This is a genomic window from Sphingomonas vulcanisoli (genome assembly GCF_011761305.1).
Classification (GTDB): Bacteria; Pseudomonadota; Alphaproteobacteria; order Sphingomonadales; family Sphingomonadaceae; genus Sphingomonas_I; species Sphingomonas_I vulcanisoli.
Genome location: NZ_JAAOZC010000002.1, coordinates 501786 through 516614 on the forward strand (window position 1 = coordinate 501786; position 14829 = coordinate 516614).

A 14829-nucleotide genomic window follows, 5' to 3' on the forward strand; every position below is an offset into this window, starting at 1 on the left:
CATGATCCAATGTTCTGCGCGGCGGAGAGCTGGCTGCTCTGTATCGCCAGCGGGGTGTCGATGCTGATCGTGGGCGCGATTTATCTCGTTCTCGGCTGATCGCCCGCCACAGCCGGTCCGGTCGAGGCCGGGCTCCAACCGAGGCCCAAGGCCTTGTGGATTTCGATATAATAGCCGGTGAGCGCCGCTTCCGCCTGCGAAACATTCTGATCGGCTTGATTGGCTTGGCGGCGGGCATCGAGCAGATCGAGCAACGTGGTCGTTCCCGCCTCATAGCGCTGTTGTGATAGCGTTGCCGTTTCCAGCGCGGCGGTGCGCAAGCGAATCAGCGAGGCCAGCGATCGCCGGCCGGCATCGAAACGGCTGAGGCTGTCTTCGGCATCCTGCAGCGCAGCGAGCACTGTCTTGCGATAGCGCGCTTCGGCCTCGTCACGCAGCGCCTCGGCCTGATGGACCCGCGAGGCGTTCTTCCCAAAATCGAGGAAGCTCCAGCTCAACTGCGGCGCGGCGAGCGCGAGCAGATCGCCGACATGGGTGATATCCTCAGGCTTGCTGCCGCCGATGCCGATCAGCCCCATGACGCTGACGCGCGGAAAGCGCGCCGCCTCCGCCTGGCCGATCTTGGCGGTATCGGCGGCGAGTGTACGCTCGGCCGCGCGGATATCGGGACGGCGCTGGATCAGCGCGGCGGGATCGCCGATCGCAAGCTCTGACGGCGGCAGCGGCACCGGCGCCGGCGTGCGCAATTCGGCATCGACCGCGCCCGGTTCGGCGCCGATCAGAACCGCGATCTGATCGAGGTAAATCGATACTTCCGCCGAGAGCGGGACCGCGCCGGCGCGCGTATTCTCCAGCTGCTGCGTCAGCCGCTCGACATCCAGCCGGCTCGCGGTGCCCTGCGCGAACCGCTGGCGCGCGAGATCGAGCATCTGCTGCTCCATCGCCACAACCTTGGCGTTGAGCGAAATGCGGCGCTGGCGATCGCGGATGGCGAGATAGGCCTGGGCGACGGCGGCGGTGATCGCCACCTGCGCATCGGCGACGTTGGCGACGGCCGCTTCGGCCGTCGCCTGCGAAGCCTCGATCGCCCGGCGCTCGCCGCCGAAGATGTCGGCTTCCCAGCTGCCATTGAAGCCGAGATTATAGAGGTTGATCGAGCCGTTGTTGCTGCCGTTGGTCAGCGATCCGAAATCCACGCCGGGCAAGCGGGCATGCGCGTAGAGCAGGCTGGCGCTGGCGGTGGGCAAGAGGTTGGTCCGCTCCTGCCGCAGCGATTGCTGTGCCTGTGCGACCCGCGCACGGGCGGCGGCAAGATCGGGATTGGCGGCGAGGGCGCGCGATTCCAGCCCGTTCAGCGCTGGATCGTCGAGCGTTTCCCACCAGCGCGCCACCGGTGGGCCAGCCTTGAGCGGGATCGCGCCGGCGCGGATGAAGGCTCCCCCTGCCCCGGCCTTGGGCGCGGCGGCGGGCGGTCCTTGATAATGCGGGCCGACCACGCAGGCGGAGAGAAGAGCCGGAGCGAACACGGCGATCAGGTGCTTGCGCATCAATGGGTCGCCACGGGCTTGGAATGCTGGGGCAGCGGCCGCAGCAGCAGAACCGCGGGCATCACGCAGAGGACGCCGATCGCCAGCATCCAGAACAGATCGGCATAGGTCATCACCAGCGCCTGGATCTCGATCGTGTTGCCCAGCGACCGCATCGCCGCATCCTGCGATCCCAGCGCGGCGCTCTGGTTGGCGACATAGGCCTGCACGCCGACCGAATTGGCCGATAGGGTCTCTTCGATCCGGCGGCTGTGCAGCCATGTGCGCTGATCCTGGATGACCGCCAACCCCGCGAGCGCCAGGCTGCCACCGAGATTGCGCGCACCGTTATACAGCCCGGCGGCATCGGCGGCTTGCGCCGGGCTCACCGATCGGACGGCCGCCTGGTTCAGAAAGAACGCCGTAAACACCGTGCCGAGACCGCGCACCAGCTGCGAGACCGCGAACGTCCCGCCCGCAGTCTCCGCGGTCATGTCGATTTCGATCCATGCGCTGGTCATGATCAGCAGCAGTCCGAAAGAAACCGCGATGCGGATATCGATGGTACGCATCAGGAAGGGTGTGAACGGCATCATGATGATCATCGGAATGCCGGAAAGCAACACGATCTCGCCCGATTGCAGCGCATTATAGCCCGCGACCGCCGACAGGAATTGGGGAATGATGTAGGACGTGCCGTAAAGGACCATGCCGTTCATGGTCGTCATCCCGACGATCGCCCCGAACTGCCGATCGCGCAGCAGGGAGAGGCGGATCACGGGGCGCGATGCGCGCATCTGGCCGATGGCGATCGACAGGAAGCCGAGCACGGTCGTGAAAGCCATCCAGCGGATTTCGGGCGAGGCGAACCATTGTTCTCGCTCGCCGTCTTCCAGCATCACGGTCAGCCCGCCGAGCCCCATCGCCATGCCGACGATCCCGAACCAATCCGCGTTGCGCACTTCAACGAGATGCGCCTTCTGGTGCGGCATGGTGAACAGCAGCATCAGGATCAGCGCGATTCCGATCGGCAGATTGAGAAAGAAAGCATAATGCCAGCTGATATTCTCGGTCAGCCAGCCGCCGAGGATCGGACCGGCCAGCGGTCCGAGGATCACGGTCCCCCCGAAGACCGTGTTGCCCACCGGCTGCTGATGCCGGGGCAGGCGCGTCGCGACGATCGTCATCGCGGTAGGGATCAGCGCGCCGCCGGTGAAGCCCTGGCCGACCCGGCCGATGACCATCATCAGCAGCGATGTCGAGAGGCCGCACATCATCGAAAAGCCGGTGAACAGCCCGGCCGCCAGCAGCAGGAGCGTGCGCAGGCCCAGCACCCGCTCGAGCCAGCCTGACAGCGGGATGATCACGATCTCCGCGACCAGATAGGCGGTCGATATCCAGGTGCCCTCGGTGCCGCTGGCGCCGATCTCGCCCTGGATCGTCGGCAGCGCGGAATTGACGATGGAGATATCGAGCGACGCCATCAGCGCGCCGAGCGCGCCCGCAAACACCGCCAGCCACGCGGCGGCGTCGGCGCGTTCTTCCGGCACAACGGGCGCGGCGGTGCTCATTGACCGCGCGTTTGATCTGGATCGTGCTTGGCGGCGTAGGTATCGACCGTCACCTTCGCCGAATAGCCGGGTACAAGCCGCGCGCGCTCCTCCGCCGTCACGTCGATCGCGATCCGCACCGGCACGCGCTGGACGATCTTGGTGAAATTGCCCGTCGCATTCTGCGGGGGCAGCAGCGAGAATTGCGCGCCCGTGCCCGGGGCGATGCTCTGGACATGGCCGTGCAGCGTCGTGCCCGGCAGCGCATCCAGCTTGATCTCGGCGGGCTGGCCGGGGCGCATCAGGCCGACCTGCGTCTCCTTGAAATTGGCGGTGATGTAGATCGATTGCAGCGGCACCACCGACATCAGCCGCAGCCCGGGCTGCACAAACTGGCCCTGCTGCACGCTCTTGTTGCCGACGCGGCCGGGGATCGCGGCGCGGATGATCGTGGAGGCGAGATTGACGTTCGCAGCACCACGTTGCGCGACCGCCGCCTCGCGCTGCGCCTGCGCCTGCTGTCCCTGGGCCTTGAGTGATCCGATCCGCAGCTCGGCCGCATCCAGCGCCGCCGTGCTGGCGGCGACGGCATTGGCCGCGCGGGCCGCCGTATTGCGCAGCGACTGCAGCTTCTCGCGCGTCTCGGCGCCCGATTGGGCGAGCGGGGTGTAGCGCGCGACCTCATCCTGCGCGAAGGCAAGATCGGAGCGGTTGGCGGCAAGCTGCGCGCGCGCCTGCTCGACAGCGGCCTGCTGTTCCGAAATGCCGGCGCGGACATTGGCGGCGCTGGCCAGCGCGAGATCGATCTGCGCCTGAAATTGCGCGGTCTGCGCGCTATAATCGCGCGGATCGATGTGGACGAGCGGCTGCCCGGCGGTCACATCCTGATTGTCGACGACATAGACCTGATCGACATAGCCCGAAACCTTCGAGCTGACCGTGACCGCATCGGCCTGCAGATAGGCATCGTTGGTGCCCTCATAATATTTGCCGCGGATCATATAATAAGCTACCCAGGCGAGGATCAGCAGCGCCACTAGCACCGCGCCGGCCAGCAGGCCGCGCCGCGCGTTCGCGCTCAGCCGCTTGCGCTTTTCAGGTTCGGAGGCCGCCGCCTCCAGCTCTTCGGCCATGCGTGTCCTCGTTCAGGCAGGGGTGCCCGGCGCGAGCCTGTTGCACCGCGGCACGAGATATGGCAAGCCCTCTTATTGTGGGCCCACAGCATTCATCCTCGGCTGATGCCGACCTCGGCGATGCGCTGCGCGATTTTCTGATGCGGTCGCACCGCATGATGGATCGTCTGATGGCGGCAAAGGGCGTTTCCTACGCCCGCGCCCGGCCGCTGATGATGATCGCCCGCGAAGGGCGGCTGCGCACCACCGATCTCGCCATCCTGCTCGGCCTGACCCCCCGCACCGTGACCGAGGCGATCGACGGGCTGGAGCGCGACGGCCTTGTTTTGCGGGAGCCGGATTCGATGGATCGCCGCGCCAAATGGATCAGCCTTACCGCGCTCGGCCAGCAAGCGATGGCCGCCGCCGATGCCGAGAAGAAGGCCTATATCGATCAGGTGTTCGGTGCGCTGGACGAGGGCGAACAGCGCGATCTGCTGGCTCTGCTCGCCAAGCTCAACAGCCGCCTGGCCTCCCTCGTCGGCTGACCGGATCAACGCCCCGCCTTGCCGTTGACCGGCTGCGCGGCGAGCGCCTGATCGAGCGCGGTGGCGATCAGCCGCAGCCGCCACGCATCCTCCAGGCTCTTGGTCATCAACTTGGCGAGGTTGAGATCGACGATCACCCGCCCATCCTGGCTGATCTTCATCAGATGGCTGCGATAGACACGCTCGAGATCACCGCAGCGCCCGTAAGCGCCATCGACCAACGTCCCCGGCCCCTCCTTGAGCGGCGCCCAGCGGACCAGCGAATCGAGCACGCAGAGCTTCCATTCGTTGAGCGCCAGCTCGGCCGCGACCGCCTCACCCCCCGTTGCCGCATCCGCCTGCCGCGCGGCAAGATCCTCGGGCGAGAGCGGCCCCTGCTCCTGCGCCAGATTGAAATAGCTGACGGTGAGCTGCCGGGTCGGCGCGGAAGTCGTGGCGCCGGCGGCGAGGAGGAGAAGGGGGAGCATGGTTTTTTCGTCCTAGCGGGCGTGAGGCAGACGCGAACAGTGGCATCGACGAGCTTAACGTAATGGGTACGGAGAATGTGTTGCGAGCGATCGCCTCGTCCTCTGTTGGCAAGCTTAGCGCAGAATCGTATAAGATGCTCATGGCACAAATGAATATCTCGATTCCCGAACAGCTGAAGGGCTGGGCCGAGGCGCGTGTTGCCGAGGGCCGCTACAGCAGCACCAGCGATTATGTCCGCGATCTGGTCCGCCGCGATCAGGAACGCGAGGAGCGGCGCAAGGCGTTGCTGGCGGCGATCGATGAGGGTCTAGCGTCGGGCGTAAGCGACCGCGATCCGTTCGAGTATCTGGAGGAACTGCGCTCTGGTCTGCGCGGCCGGAGCGCGGATGCGGCTTGAGTTGAGCCGGGCGGCGCGGGCAGATCTCGACAGCATCGCGATTTTAGCCTGATGGAATTGGGCATCGAGCCGGCAATGCCTATCTTGACGCGATCGAGGCAGGGTTTCGGCGGCTGGTGGACTTTCCGAGCATCGGCGTGATCGATCCGAAACCGCCAGCTGCCCTGCGATCGATAGGGAGCGGGCAGCACCGTATTTACCGGATTGAAGGGCAGACCATCCGCATTGTCCGCCTGCTGCACCAGGCGATGGACGTGGATCGGCATCCGGATAGCTGATGAGCCAAGATTGACATTGGACAAGTCTCTGTCCATCTGTATGCCCATGCAGACCGTCACCTATTCCGAAGCCCGCGAAAATCTGAAGGCCGTGCTGGATAAGGCGGCGGCCGATCGCGCGCCGATCATGATCACGCGCCAGCGCGGCGAGAATGTCGTGCTGATCTCGGCCAGCGAGTGGGCGGGGATGGAGGAGACGCTGCACCTGATGGCGTCGCCGGTGAATGCCGAGCGTCTGCTGGAGGCGATCCGCGGCCTCGAAGCCGGTGAGGGCGAAGAGCATGAGCTGATCGAGCCGTGAAGCTCGTCTTCTGGCCGACGGCCTGGGAAGATTATCTCTATTGGCAGGGCGAGGACTCGAAGGAGTTGGCCCGCCTCAACGGGCTTCTCAAGGAATGTCTGCGCGATCCCTTTCGCGGGACCGGCAAGCCCGAGCCGTTAGGCGGCAATCTGAGCGGCTGGTGGTCCCGCCGCATCAATCGCGAGCATCGGCTGGTCTATCGGGTGAGCGGCATGGGCGAGGCGCCGGCGCTGGAAGTGGCGCAGTGCCGGTATCATTATTGAAAAACCCAGCCTGATGGGTTATCTTGGCTGATGGTCACTGTGCATCGGGAGGCAGGCTTTCGCTTCGTCATCTTTGTGGACGATCACGAACCGGCGCACGTTCATGTCAGCGGAGACGGCAACGCCAAGATCGTCCTGCGGGGCGCGAACGGCCAGCCCGAAATGGCCCGGAACGACGGGTTCAAGGCCGGCGATGTGCGCAAGGCGCTGCGAATCGTGGCGGAGCAGCAGGGCATTCTGTTAGAGCGTTGGAGGGAGCTGCATGGTTGAGATCAGTGACGAGGCGATCGAGGCGGCGACCGAGCGCGGCCGCATCTTCCGCGAGACCCATCCCCACGCCGCCGCCGTGCGTTATGATGCCAAGGCCGATCGCGTGATCGTGGACCTGATCAACGGCACGACCTTCGCGTTTCCGCCGCGCTTGGTGCAGGGCCTGCACGATGCCAGCCCGGCCGAGATCGCGGAAGTGGAGGTTATCGGCGCGGGCTACGGTCTGCACTGGGAGACGCTGGACCTCGATTATACCGTGCCCGGATTGATGAACGGCATCTTCGGCACCGCGAAATGGATGGCCGCGAAGGCGGGGCGCGGGACGTCTGAGGCAAAAGCGGCGGCGGCGCGGGCGAATGGCGCCAAGGGCGGGCGGCCGCGGAAGGCGGGCTGAGCGCTGTTTCTCGGGACGGGCAAGTGCGAGCCTTTAGGTGGCCATTGCTGCGGCTGATGGTCCCGCCGTATCACTGGCGAGCATCGGCTGGTCTATCGGGTGAGCGGCAAGGGCGAGGCGCAGGTGCTGGAAGTGGCGCAGTGCCGGTATCATTACTGAGGTTAGCCTAAAAGCGTCCTGAAAGTCAGATTGATCCGGGGCCCGCACGGCATTGTTTGCTTATTGATGCCGTGCTTCCAGTTGTGCTGAGTTGTTCCCTTCATCAGCAACACTGAGCCAGCCTCCAAAGGCACCTTTACCAATGGCAGGTCTTTGCGAGATTTGTGCTTGAGCAAAAATGTGCGCGTCGCGCCGAAGGTAAGCGACGCAATAATTGGATTCTTGCCGAGCTCCCTCTCATCATCGCTATGGAACCCCATGCTGTCGTTGTGATCGCGATACAGGTTCAGGAAGACCGCATTGAAGGTCGCGTCCGTGCTGTCCTCGATTCGACGTTTGATTTCTCGCAGCAGGTCGGTCCACGGCAGCGGATGCAGCCTTATACCCGAGTAGTCGTATCGCTTGTCTGGGGAACCATAGAGCGCCACAAGGCGGGGCTGCTGATATTCCTTGCCGTAAACCCTAACCGCCTCCTGACGCCAAATCGTTTGTTGATAGAGTTTCCGCAGCATCCCATCGTAAGGAAGCGGCATTTCTAGATCGCGCAGGATCGACACGTCCGCATCGGGCATAGGGATCGGCTCAAACTGCCGGTCGAGAGTGAATAGGTCTCTCACATGTTTGTCCGAACGATAAGTTTCGACACGGATCTTAGGTCCGTGCGCGGCACCCATTCCAGCAACTGAGACAGCTGCTCAAACGTTCCCGTCATCTTTGGAAAATTACAGACTATGGGATCGCCATCGTCATTCCGCTGTGTAAGCCCGCTCACTAGCTTACAAGATTGAAAATATTTGATAACGATTGGATGCATATTGTCGATAAATACAATCTTCGAACCTAATTTCATGCGTCCAAGCGCTGCCCTAAAATTATCTGCTATTCGGTCCGCGACTTCCAATCTCGCAAGTTCAGACATAATATAACTGCATATCACCAAATCAGTATTTGAAAGGTCGACCGCGCTCATTTTGGTCCGGCTCGCTGCGTCAGTCGCCTCATACCGAGTGGTGATTTCAATCTCGGTGTTGATTGCAGCGGCGATCTTTGTTGCGACCTCATCCCAATCGCCATCCTTGTCATAAACAATGTATTCGATGGCTGTTACGGGCTCACCAGCCGCCTCATCCTCAAGATAGCGAATGAGGCCGACAAGCTCACTTGCTGGGCCACCACCGAAGCTGACTACTTCAACGCGATCGCGAGTGAAGATTGGTGCATTCATCGCCATACGATGACGAAGTAGATACTGCCGCGTGTACTCTGCCCGCGTGGGAGCATAGGCAAAGACATACGCCGTCTGTGCGCTCAGCGGAGCGTAGGCAATAGGATCTCGGTTTTGCTCATAAAGCGTCGCATAAGACCCTTCGAGCTTTGCTCTTCGCTGCTGGAGCCGCGCAATCCAATCGTCGCCAAATTGCTTTTTGCCCTGACGGTGCAGCTTTCTAAGTGCCTTCTCGAACTCGCTTCGCATTAATGTTCCCCATCTGTTCGTCTAACAGACAGCGATCGCTTGGTCAATCTCGCTTTCGAGCGCCCGCACCGATGTACAACTCGCGCCCACCCTCGTTGTAGACCTTGCTCATCTCGCGCATCCCCGCCTCGGCCTGATCGGCTTCCAGTTGCGGCTTGGCCGCCAAGAACTGATCCGCCTCCGCATTCTGCTTCGCGGCGAACTCCCGCACCTCCGCCGTGATCTTCATCGAGCAGAACTTCGGCCCGCACATCGAGCAGAAGTGCGCGGTCTTGGCGCCCTCTGCCGGCAAAGTCTGATCGTGGTAGCTTTCCGCGGTATCGGGATCGAGCGACAGGTTGAACTGATCGCGCCACCGGAACTCATAGCGGGCGCGGCTCACGGCATCGTCGCGCAGCTTGGCGGCGGGGTGGCCCTTGGCGAGATCGGCGGCGTGGGCGGCGAGCTTGTAGGTGACGACGCCCACCTTCACGTCGTCGCGATCGGGCAGGCCGAGATGCTCCTTGGGCGTGACGTAGCAGAGCATTGCCGTGCCGTACCAACCGATCATCGCCGCGCCGATGCCGCTGGTGATATGGTCATAGCCCGGCGCGATATCGGTGGTGAGCGGCCCCAATGTGTAGAAGGGCGCCTCGCCGCAGACCTGCAGCTGCTTGTCCATATTCTCCTTGATCTTGTGCATCGGCACATGGCCGGGGCCCTCGATCATCACCTGCACATCCTGCGCCCAGGCGCGGTGGGTGAGCTCGCCCAAAGTGTATAGCTCGCTGAACTGCGCCTCGTCATTGGCGTCGGCGATCGATCCGGGGCGCAGGCCATCGCCCAGCGAGTAAGCGATATCATAGGCCTTCATGATCTCGCTGATCTCGTCGAAGCGTTCGTAGAGGAAGCTCTCCTTGTGGTGCGCGAGGCACCATTTCGCCATGATCGATCCGCCGCGCGAGACGATGCCGGTGACGCGCTTGGCGGTCATCGGGATATAGGGCAGGCGCACGCCCGCGTGGATCGTGAAATAATCGACGCCCTGTTCGGCCTGCTCGATCAACGTATCGCGGAAGATCTCCCAGGTGAGATCCTCGGCGATGCCGCCGACCTTTTCCAGCGCCTGATAGATCGGCACGGTGCCGATCGGCACGGGGCTGTTGCGCAGGATCCATTCGCGCGTGTCGTGGATGTTGCGGCCGGTGGAGAGGTCCATCACCGTATCCGCGCCCCAGCGGATCGACCAGACCATCTTATCGACCTCGGCGGCGACGTTGCTGGCGACGGCGGAGTTGCCGATGTTGGCGTTGATCTTGACGAGGAAATTGCGCCCGATCGCCATCGGCTCGCTCTCGGGGTGGTTGATGTTGTTCGGGATGATCGCGCGGCCGCGCGCCACTTCATCGCGGACGAATTCGGGGGTGACGTGATCGGGGATGGCGGCGCCCCAGCTCTCGCCATCGCGGATCAGCGCCTCCTTGGCGGCGGCGCGGCCGACATTCTCGCGGATCGCGACATATTCCATCTCGGGCGTGATGATGCCTTTGCGGGCGTAGTGCATCTGGCTGACGTTGCTGCCGGCGGTGGCGCGGAGCACGCGGCGGCGGACGTTGGGGAATTGGGGGACGCCACCGGAACGATCGGGGCCGAGCTGGCCATTATCCTCGGGCCGTACCTCGCGCTGGCTGACCTCCTCGACATCACCGCGTGCGCGGATCCAGTCGCGACGCAGTTCGGGCAGGCCCGCCATGATATCGATCCGCGCCTTGGGATCGGTGTAGGGGCCGGAGGTGTCATAAACGCGCAACGGGGGCTCGCCGCACGAAGGCTCGAGATCGATCTCCCGCATCGCCACGCGCAGATCGCCGACATGCACCTTGCGCGATCCGCGAATGGGGCCGGTGGTAACGGCAAGCTCGGTGCGGGAGGGGATATCGGCCATTTTCAACGCGCTCCAAAGTCGGAGAAAGGGCGCGTGCATCGCTCCCTCCCTACGCCGGTTCAAACCGGATCAGGTTCAGCGGGTCGCGGTCTTCAACCGCCTCTCAGCCGATCGCATCGGCCCCCCGGGGAATGGCGGCAGTTGTAGGCGCATGAGGAGGGCGAGGAAAGCGCTTATCGTCACCCCGGACGTGTTCCGGGGTCCACCCCACCACGAACTCCGGAGCGTGAGAATGGGTGGATGCCGGAACAAGTCCGGCATGACGAAGTGGTAGGCAGCGCGGCGTCAGCGCCTCACCGATAGGCCGTGATCGTACCCGCCACATCCAGCGTCAGCATCGTGCCGCTCGCCACGATCGGCGCGAGGAAGAAGCCCTTGCCGATCGGCTTCTTCGCCATATCGATCTTGCCGTCCGCCACGGTCACCGCCGCCATGTTGCCGCGCGTGTTGGTCAGGTAGAGCTTGCCGCCGGCGAGCACGGGGCCGTTCCACTGGATCGGCTTGTTCTTGCTCTTGGGATCGATCCAGCGCGGCAGCTGCGCGATCCAGCGGACCTTGCCGCTGATCTTATCGAGGCAGAGCAATTTGGCCTCGTCGGTCACAACGAACAGCCAGTCACCCGCCACCCACGGCGTATCGATGCCCGCGATCGTAAGCTCCCAGATACGCACGCCGGAGAGCAGGTCCATCGCCACCATGCGTCCGCCCTGGCCGATCGCATAGACGCGGCCCGAATCCACCACCGGCGAGGCATCGACGTCCGAGATCGACGAGACCGATGTGGAGATCGAGGTGCGCGAGAGCTGATCCTGCCAGACGACGCGGCCATTCTCATAACGCAGCGCCGATAGCTCTCCGGACGAGAAGCCCGCGACCACCGTGCCCTGCCCGATCGAAGGCGCGGCGACCCCGAACACGCCCGCCGTCTCCAGCGTCGCGGAGACCGTCCAGACGACATCGCCCTTGTCCTCGGACAAAGCGTAGAGCTGGTTGTCCTGCGTCACGACATAAATGTTGCCGCCGGCGATCGTAGGCGCGCCGCGCAGCGGGCCGGCGGGGCGGACCTTCCACAGCAGTTTGCCGGTCTTCGAATCGAGCGCGGCGGCATCGCCGAGACCGTCGGTGGCGAACACCTTGCCGTCGTCATAGGAAACGCCGCCGCCGAAGCGCGACGGCTTCTCCTTCTTCTTGGTCGAAAGCGCGGCGGTCCACACTTTGGCGCCGGTCTTGAGATCGAGCGCGTGGACCACCGCATCGGTATCGATCACGAACACCCGGCCCTCGGCCACGGTCGGCGCGGCGGCGAAGCGCGCTTTCGGGCTGCTTTTGCCGATGCGCGCGGTCCAGGCGCGGTTGAGGCCGTTGAAGGCGAGATTGTTCATCACCTTCGAAGGATTGCCGCCGGGCATCGGCCAATCGGCGTTGGTCTCCGGCGCGGGCACGGTGACCGGGCGGCTGCCGAGCGCGGGATCGATCTCGGCATCGCTGGTCTGCGCGAGCACGGGGATGCGATCGCCGAGCACCGCGGTCTTCGGGCGATGCTCGCCCTTGCCTTGGCCGAACAGGCTGCAGCCGGCGAGCAGGGGAAGGGCCGCCAACGCGACAAGCGGGGCCAGGGACTTCAAGCGCATTCGTTCGTCTTCCTTAAAGCGTGTCGGCGCCGGCGACGGGCGCGACGGTCTGGCCGAGCGAGGTCGCCATGCCGGCGGCGCGGGCCCGCAAGGTAGCGGGCGCGCTGGTGTCGCGGGCGACGGTGGCGAAAAGCTGGCCCGCGCGATCCTTCTGGCCGAGCGCGAGATAGGCGTTGGCGGTCATCTCGCCGGCCGAGGCGAAGAAGGCGTTGCCGGGCACGGCGATGGCCTTGAGCCGATCGATCACCGCATTGGGCGTGATGCTGTCATATTGAAGCGCGGTGGCGCGAACCTGGGCGAGATCGCGGATCGGCTGCGGCAGGCCGCTATCGCCCGCGATCGCTGTATAATCGGCGGCGGCAGCCTTGGGATCGCCGCGCCGCGCGGCATCGGCAGCCAGCGCCAGCCGCGCGACCGCCTGATAGCCGCCCTTCGAATCCGCGGCCATCGCGCGCAGCGGCGCAGGATTGGAAAGCGGCTGATTATTCTCGAGATCGTCGAGCGGCTTGGCCAGCGCCTCGCTCTTCAGGCCCTGCTGATAGGCGTCATGCCCGCGCCACCACAGCCCCGCCGCGAGCAGCACGAGCGCGACGAGCAGCAAAGTGACGATTGGGGGCCCCCAGCGCCGCGCCAGATCCACCATCTGATCCTGCCGCAGATTATCATCCACCTCACGCAGGAAGGATTCGTCGGTCTGTGGTGTGCGGGCCAAGGCAAACTCCGAAAACGCGCTCCGACAGGGGCGCGCGCGCCCTCTTAGCGCCGCGTTCGGCTGAACGGAAGCTGTGCGCGATGGACCGAATGCGCGGCCATGGAACCGTTACGGCCCCCAATCCATTGATCCGCAAAAGCCAAGGGAGTTGATCCAGATGAAGACCAAGCTCGGAATCGCCGCATTGATCGCCGCCGTGGCGGCGCCCACGATCGTGCCGGTCGCGCCCGCCGATGCGCAGGGCTATTACCGCACCTACAACGGCCACCGCCATTATTACCGCTATCGCTGCAAGAAGAGCAGCGGCACCACCGGGCTGATCGCGGGCGGCGCGGGCGGCGCAGTGCTGGGCAGCGCGCTCGGCGGCGGCACGGCGGGCACCTTGCTCGGCGGCGTCGGCGGCGCGTTGCTCGGCCGTCACCTCGATAAGAAGCATGACGCCGCGCAGAATCGCCGCAACGGCTGCTGATCGGCGGCAGGACCCAATCGAAGGATGATATAATGAAGACCAAGCTTGGAATTGCGGCCTTGATCGCCGCCGTCGCGGCGCCCTCGATTGTGCCGATCGCGCCCGCCGATGCGCAGGGCTATTACCGCACCTATAACGGCCACCGCCATTATTACCGCTATCGCTGCAAGAAGAGCAAAGGCACGACCGGCCTGCTCGCCGGTGCGGGCGGCGGCGGTCTCGGCGCGGCGGCGCTGGGCGCGGGGCCGGTCGGCATTGCGGCGGGCGTGATCGGCGGCGGCCTGCTCGGCCGTCATCTCGACAAGAAGCACGATGCCGCGCAGAACCGCCGCAACGGCTGTTGAGTAATCGGGAGGGGCGAAGGCACCCCTCTCTCACGGGAGGGGCAATGTGAGCGAAACGTGGCGTCATGCCGCCGGGGATATCGAAGCCGTCGGCGAATTTTACGCGCCGGTCGGTGCGGCGAACGGTCGCGCCGTCCTGGTTATCCATGAAGCGGATGGGATCGGCGGCAACGTCCGCCGCCATTGCCGGATGCTGGCCGAGTTGGGCTATGCCGCCGCTGCGGCGGACATGCACGGCGGCGGGCGCGTGCTGGAGGGTGCCGCGATGGCGGAGGCGTTCGATTTGCTGCGCGGGGATCCCGGCTTGCTGCGCGGCCGCGTTGCCGGCGCCCTGGCAGCGCTCCGCGAGCGGACGGGACTGCCGCCGGCGCGTTTGGGCGCGATCGGCTATTGCTTCGGTGGCTATACGGTACTCGAACTGGCGCGCAGTGGGGCCGATCTGGCGGCGGTGGCCAGCTTCCACGGTGTGCTGACGACCAGGCGCCCGGCCGATCCGGGCACGATCCGGCCCCGCATCCTGGCCTGCACCGGCGACCGCGATCCGATCGTTCCGCCCGAGGACGTCACGGCATTCCAGGCGGAGATGCGCGCGGCGGAGGCCGACTGGCAGCTGATCGTCCACGGCCGCGCGTTGCACAGCTTCACCAATGTGGATGTCGCGGCGCACAGCGATCCGCGTATGGGCTATGATCCCGCCGCCGACCGGCTTTCCTGGGCGGCGCTGCTGACGCATCTGGATGGCGCGTTCGGCGGCGTTTCTTAGGTCTTCGATCCTCCCCTGCAAGGGGAGGTGGCAGCCCGCAGGGCTGACGGAGGGGTGTAACCCCCTCGATAGCGGGATACCCCTCCGACGCGCTGCGCGCGCCACCTCCCCTTACAGGGGCATTGTTCACTTTGTATTGCATTGATGAGGAGTCGATGGAAGAAGAGTGTGAGTGTGGCATCGAGCATATCGAGGGATTTGGAGTAGCGTTTTGAGCGCCGGTTGAAGCGGGCGAGATTGTCGCGG

Annotated in this window: 20 protein-coding genes and 1 riboswitch; of the genes, 11 read left to right on the forward strand and 9 right to left on the reverse strand. The window is 64.7% G+C overall.

The genetic code is table 11. The features are described 5' to 3' along the window. Positions 1-80: 80 nt before the first annotated feature. Genes FHS31_RS06510 through FHS31_RS06520 form a run of 3 tightly spaced genes read right to left on the reverse strand, consistent with a single transcriptional unit; the run spans position 81 to position 4209 of the window. Positions 81-1547 (reverse strand): efflux transporter outer membrane subunit, encoded by a 1467-nt coding sequence (locus tag FHS31_RS06510; RefSeq protein ID WP_167072540.1) that lies wholly within the window; start codon positions 1545-1547, stop codon positions 81-83. Further along, the gene (locus tag FHS31_RS06515) at positions 1547-3097 is read right to left on the reverse strand and encodes a DHA2 family efflux MFS transporter permease subunit (protein WP_167072541.1); all 1551 of its coding nucleotides are present in this window, start codon (positions 3095-3097) and stop codon (positions 1547-1549) included. Before FHS31_RS06515 ends, FHS31_RS06510 begins: the two co-directional genes overlap by 1 nt. Continuing rightward, positions 3094-4209, reverse strand: a complete 1116-nt coding sequence (locus tag FHS31_RS06520) for an HlyD family secretion protein (RefSeq protein WP_167072542.1) — start codon at positions 4207-4209, stop codon at positions 3094-3096. Before FHS31_RS06520 ends, FHS31_RS06515 begins: the two co-directional genes overlap by 4 nt. 140 nt (positions 4210-4349) lie before the next feature. Here FHS31_RS06520 and FHS31_RS06525 point away from each other — a divergent pair, with 140 nt between their 5' ends. Then, entirely contained in the window at positions 4350-4736 is a 387-nt protein-coding gene (locus FHS31_RS06525) for a MarR family winged helix-turn-helix transcriptional regulator (protein ID WP_243843301.1), read from the forward strand. A 5-nt stretch (positions 4737-4741) separates the two neighbouring features. On the opposite strand, the gene FHS31_RS06530 is transcribed toward FHS31_RS06525, so the two are convergent. Then, a complete protein-coding gene (locus FHS31_RS06530) occupies positions 4742-5203 on the reverse strand; it encodes a hypothetical protein (RefSeq protein ID WP_167072544.1) in 462 nt (153 codons plus the stop codon). 140 nt (positions 5204-5343) lie between these two features. Between FHS31_RS06530 and FHS31_RS06535 the strand changes: the two genes are divergently transcribed. From FHS31_RS06535 to FHS31_RS16575, 7 genes are all read left to right on the forward strand, one after another. Next, complete coding sequence (locus FHS31_RS06535) at positions 5344-5601, forward strand: type II toxin-antitoxin system ParD family antitoxin (protein ID WP_167072545.1); 258 nt, start codon at positions 5344-5346, stop codon at positions 5599-5601. A 56-nt stretch (positions 5602-5657) separates the two neighbouring features. Then, a complete protein-coding gene (locus tag FHS31_RS06540; protein WP_167072598.1) occupies positions 5658-5879 on the forward strand; it encodes a type II toxin-antitoxin system RelE/ParE family toxin in 222 nt (73 codons plus the stop codon). Positions 5880-5925: 46 nt separating this feature from the next. Next, positions 5926-6180, forward strand: a complete 255-nt coding sequence (locus FHS31_RS06545; protein ID WP_167072546.1) for a type II toxin-antitoxin system Phd/YefM family antitoxin — start codon at positions 5926-5928, stop codon at positions 6178-6180. Next, positions 6177-6443 carry a Txe/YoeB family addiction module toxin gene (locus tag FHS31_RS06550; RefSeq protein WP_167072547.1) on the forward strand — a complete coding sequence of 89 codons (267 nt, stop codon included), beginning with the start codon at positions 6177-6179 and terminating at the stop codon, positions 6441-6443. The genes FHS31_RS06545 and FHS31_RS06550 overlap by 4 nt, the downstream gene beginning before the upstream one ends. 30 nt (positions 6444-6473) lie before the next feature. Next, positions 6474-6713: a DUF4160 domain-containing protein gene (locus FHS31_RS06555; protein WP_167072548.1), complete on the forward strand. Its 240-nt coding sequence runs from the start codon at positions 6474-6476 to the stop codon at positions 6711-6713. Further along, positions 6706-7107 carry a DUF2442 domain-containing protein gene (locus FHS31_RS06560; protein WP_167072549.1) on the forward strand — a complete coding sequence of 134 codons (402 nt, stop codon included), beginning with the start codon at positions 6706-6708 and terminating at the stop codon, positions 7105-7107. The genes FHS31_RS06555 and FHS31_RS06560 overlap by 8 nt, the downstream gene beginning before the upstream one ends. Positions 7108-7176: 69 nt before the next feature. Beyond that, positions 7177-7266 (forward strand): hypothetical protein, encoded by a 90-nt coding sequence (locus tag FHS31_RS16575; RefSeq protein ID WP_341786304.1) that lies wholly within the window; start codon positions 7177-7179, stop codon positions 7264-7266. Between the two features lie 2 nt (positions 7267-7268). On the opposite strand, the gene FHS31_RS06570 is transcribed toward FHS31_RS16575, so the two are convergent. From FHS31_RS06570 to FHS31_RS06590, 5 genes are all read right to left on the reverse strand, one after another. Then, positions 7269-7838, reverse strand: coding sequence for an alpha-ketoglutarate-dependent dioxygenase AlkB family protein (locus tag FHS31_RS06570; protein ID WP_208408579.1), 570 nt, complete (start codon positions 7836-7838; stop codon positions 7269-7271). A 41-nt stretch (positions 7839-7879) separates the two neighbouring features. Continuing rightward, positions 7880-8740, reverse strand: coding sequence for a small ribosomal subunit Rsm22 family protein (locus FHS31_RS06575; RefSeq protein ID WP_167072551.1), 861 nt, complete (start codon positions 8738-8740; stop codon positions 7880-7882). Positions 8741-8783: 43 nt separating this feature from the next. After that, positions 8784-10664 carry a phosphomethylpyrimidine synthase ThiC gene (gene thiC, locus FHS31_RS06580; protein WP_167072552.1) on the reverse strand — a complete coding sequence of 627 codons (1881 nt, stop codon included), beginning with the start codon at positions 10662-10664 and terminating at the stop codon, positions 8784-8786. Positions 10665-10693: 29 nt separating this feature from the next. Next, positions 10694-10801, reverse strand: a riboswitch (TPP riboswitch). Positions 10802-10957: 156 nt separating this feature from the next. After that, complete coding sequence (locus FHS31_RS06585; RefSeq protein WP_167072553.1) at positions 10958-12295, reverse strand: PQQ-binding-like beta-propeller repeat protein; 1338 nt, start codon at positions 12293-12295, stop codon at positions 10958-10960. Between the two features lie 13 nt (positions 12296-12308). After that, a complete protein-coding gene (locus tag FHS31_RS06590) occupies positions 12309-13007 on the reverse strand; it encodes a tetratricopeptide repeat protein (protein WP_167072554.1) in 699 nt (232 codons plus the stop codon). 157 nt (positions 13008-13164) lie between these two features. Here FHS31_RS06590 and FHS31_RS06595 point away from each other — a divergent pair, with 157 nt between their 5' ends. From FHS31_RS06595 to FHS31_RS06605, 3 genes are read left to right on the forward strand one after another with little or no spacing between them, the layout of a single operon-like run. Beyond that, entirely contained in the window at positions 13165-13476 is a 312-nt protein-coding gene (locus tag FHS31_RS06595; RefSeq protein ID WP_167072555.1) for a hypothetical protein, read from the forward strand. Between the two features lie 32 nt (positions 13477-13508). After that, a complete protein-coding gene (locus FHS31_RS06600) occupies positions 13509-13820 on the forward strand; it encodes a hypothetical protein (protein WP_167072556.1) in 312 nt (103 codons plus the stop codon). A 46-nt stretch (positions 13821-13866) separates the two neighbouring features. Next, the gene (locus tag FHS31_RS06605) at positions 13867-14583 is read left to right on the forward strand and encodes a dienelactone hydrolase family protein (protein WP_167072557.1); all 717 of its coding nucleotides are present in this window, start codon (positions 13867-13869) and stop codon (positions 14581-14583) included. Positions 14584-14829: the final 246 nt, after the last annotated feature.

What these genes read in the sequence shown, in the direction of transcription:
- FHS31_RS06560 (WP_167072549.1), top strand. Translation starts at nt 6,706, where the DNA reads ATGGTTGAGATCAGTGACGAGGCGATCGAGGCGGCGACCGAGCGCGGC.
- FHS31_RS06600 (WP_167072556.1), top strand. Translation starts at nt 13,509, where the DNA reads ATGAAGACCAAGCTTGGAATTGCGGCCTTGATCGCCGCCGTCGCGGCG.
- FHS31_RS06510 (WP_167072540.1), bottom strand. Translation starts at nt 1,547, where the DNA reads ATGCGCAAGCACCTGATCGCCGTGTTCGCTCCGGCTCTTCTCTCCGCC.
- thiC (WP_167072552.1), bottom strand. Translation starts at nt 10,664, where the DNA reads ATGGCCGATATCCCCTCCCGCACCGAGCTTGCCGTTACCACCGGCCCC.
- FHS31_RS06520 (WP_167072542.1), bottom strand. Translation starts at nt 4,209, where the DNA reads ATGGCCGAAGAGCTGGAGGCGGCGGCCTCCGAACCTGAAAAGCGCAAG.
- FHS31_RS06535 (WP_167072545.1), top strand. Translation starts at nt 5,344, where the DNA reads ATGGCACAAATGAATATCTCGATTCCCGAACAGCTGAAGGGCTGGGCC.
- FHS31_RS06555 (WP_167072548.1), top strand. Translation starts at nt 6,474, where the DNA reads ATGGTCACTGTGCATCGGGAGGCAGGCTTTCGCTTCGTCATCTTTGTG.
- FHS31_RS06525 (WP_243843301.1), top strand. Translation starts at nt 4,350, where the DNA reads ATGCGGTCGCACCGCATGATGGATCGTCTGATGGCGGCAAAGGGCGTT.
- FHS31_RS06545 (WP_167072546.1), top strand. Translation starts at nt 5,926, where the DNA reads ATGCAGACCGTCACCTATTCCGAAGCCCGCGAAAATCTGAAGGCCGTG.
- FHS31_RS06515 (WP_167072541.1), bottom strand. Translation starts at nt 3,097, where the DNA reads ATGAGCACCGCCGCGCCCGTTGTGCCGGAAGAACGCGCCGACGCCGCC.
- FHS31_RS06595 (WP_167072555.1), top strand. Translation starts at nt 13,165, where the DNA reads ATGAAGACCAAGCTCGGAATCGCCGCATTGATCGCCGCCGTGGCGGCG.
- FHS31_RS06585 (WP_167072553.1), bottom strand. Translation starts at nt 12,295, where the DNA reads ATGCGCTTGAAGTCCCTGGCCCCGCTTGTCGCGTTGGCGGCCCTTCCC.
- FHS31_RS06530 (WP_167072544.1), bottom strand. Translation starts at nt 5,203, where the DNA reads ATGCTCCCCCTTCTCCTCCTCGCCGCCGGCGCCACGACTTCCGCGCCG.
- FHS31_RS06570 (WP_208408579.1), bottom strand. Translation starts at nt 7,838, where the DNA reads ATGCCCGATGCGGACGTGTCGATCCTGCGCGATCTAGAAATGCCGCTT.
- FHS31_RS06575 (WP_167072551.1), bottom strand. Translation starts at nt 8,740, where the DNA reads ATGCGAAGCGAGTTCGAGAAGGCACTTAGAAAGCTGCACCGTCAGGGC.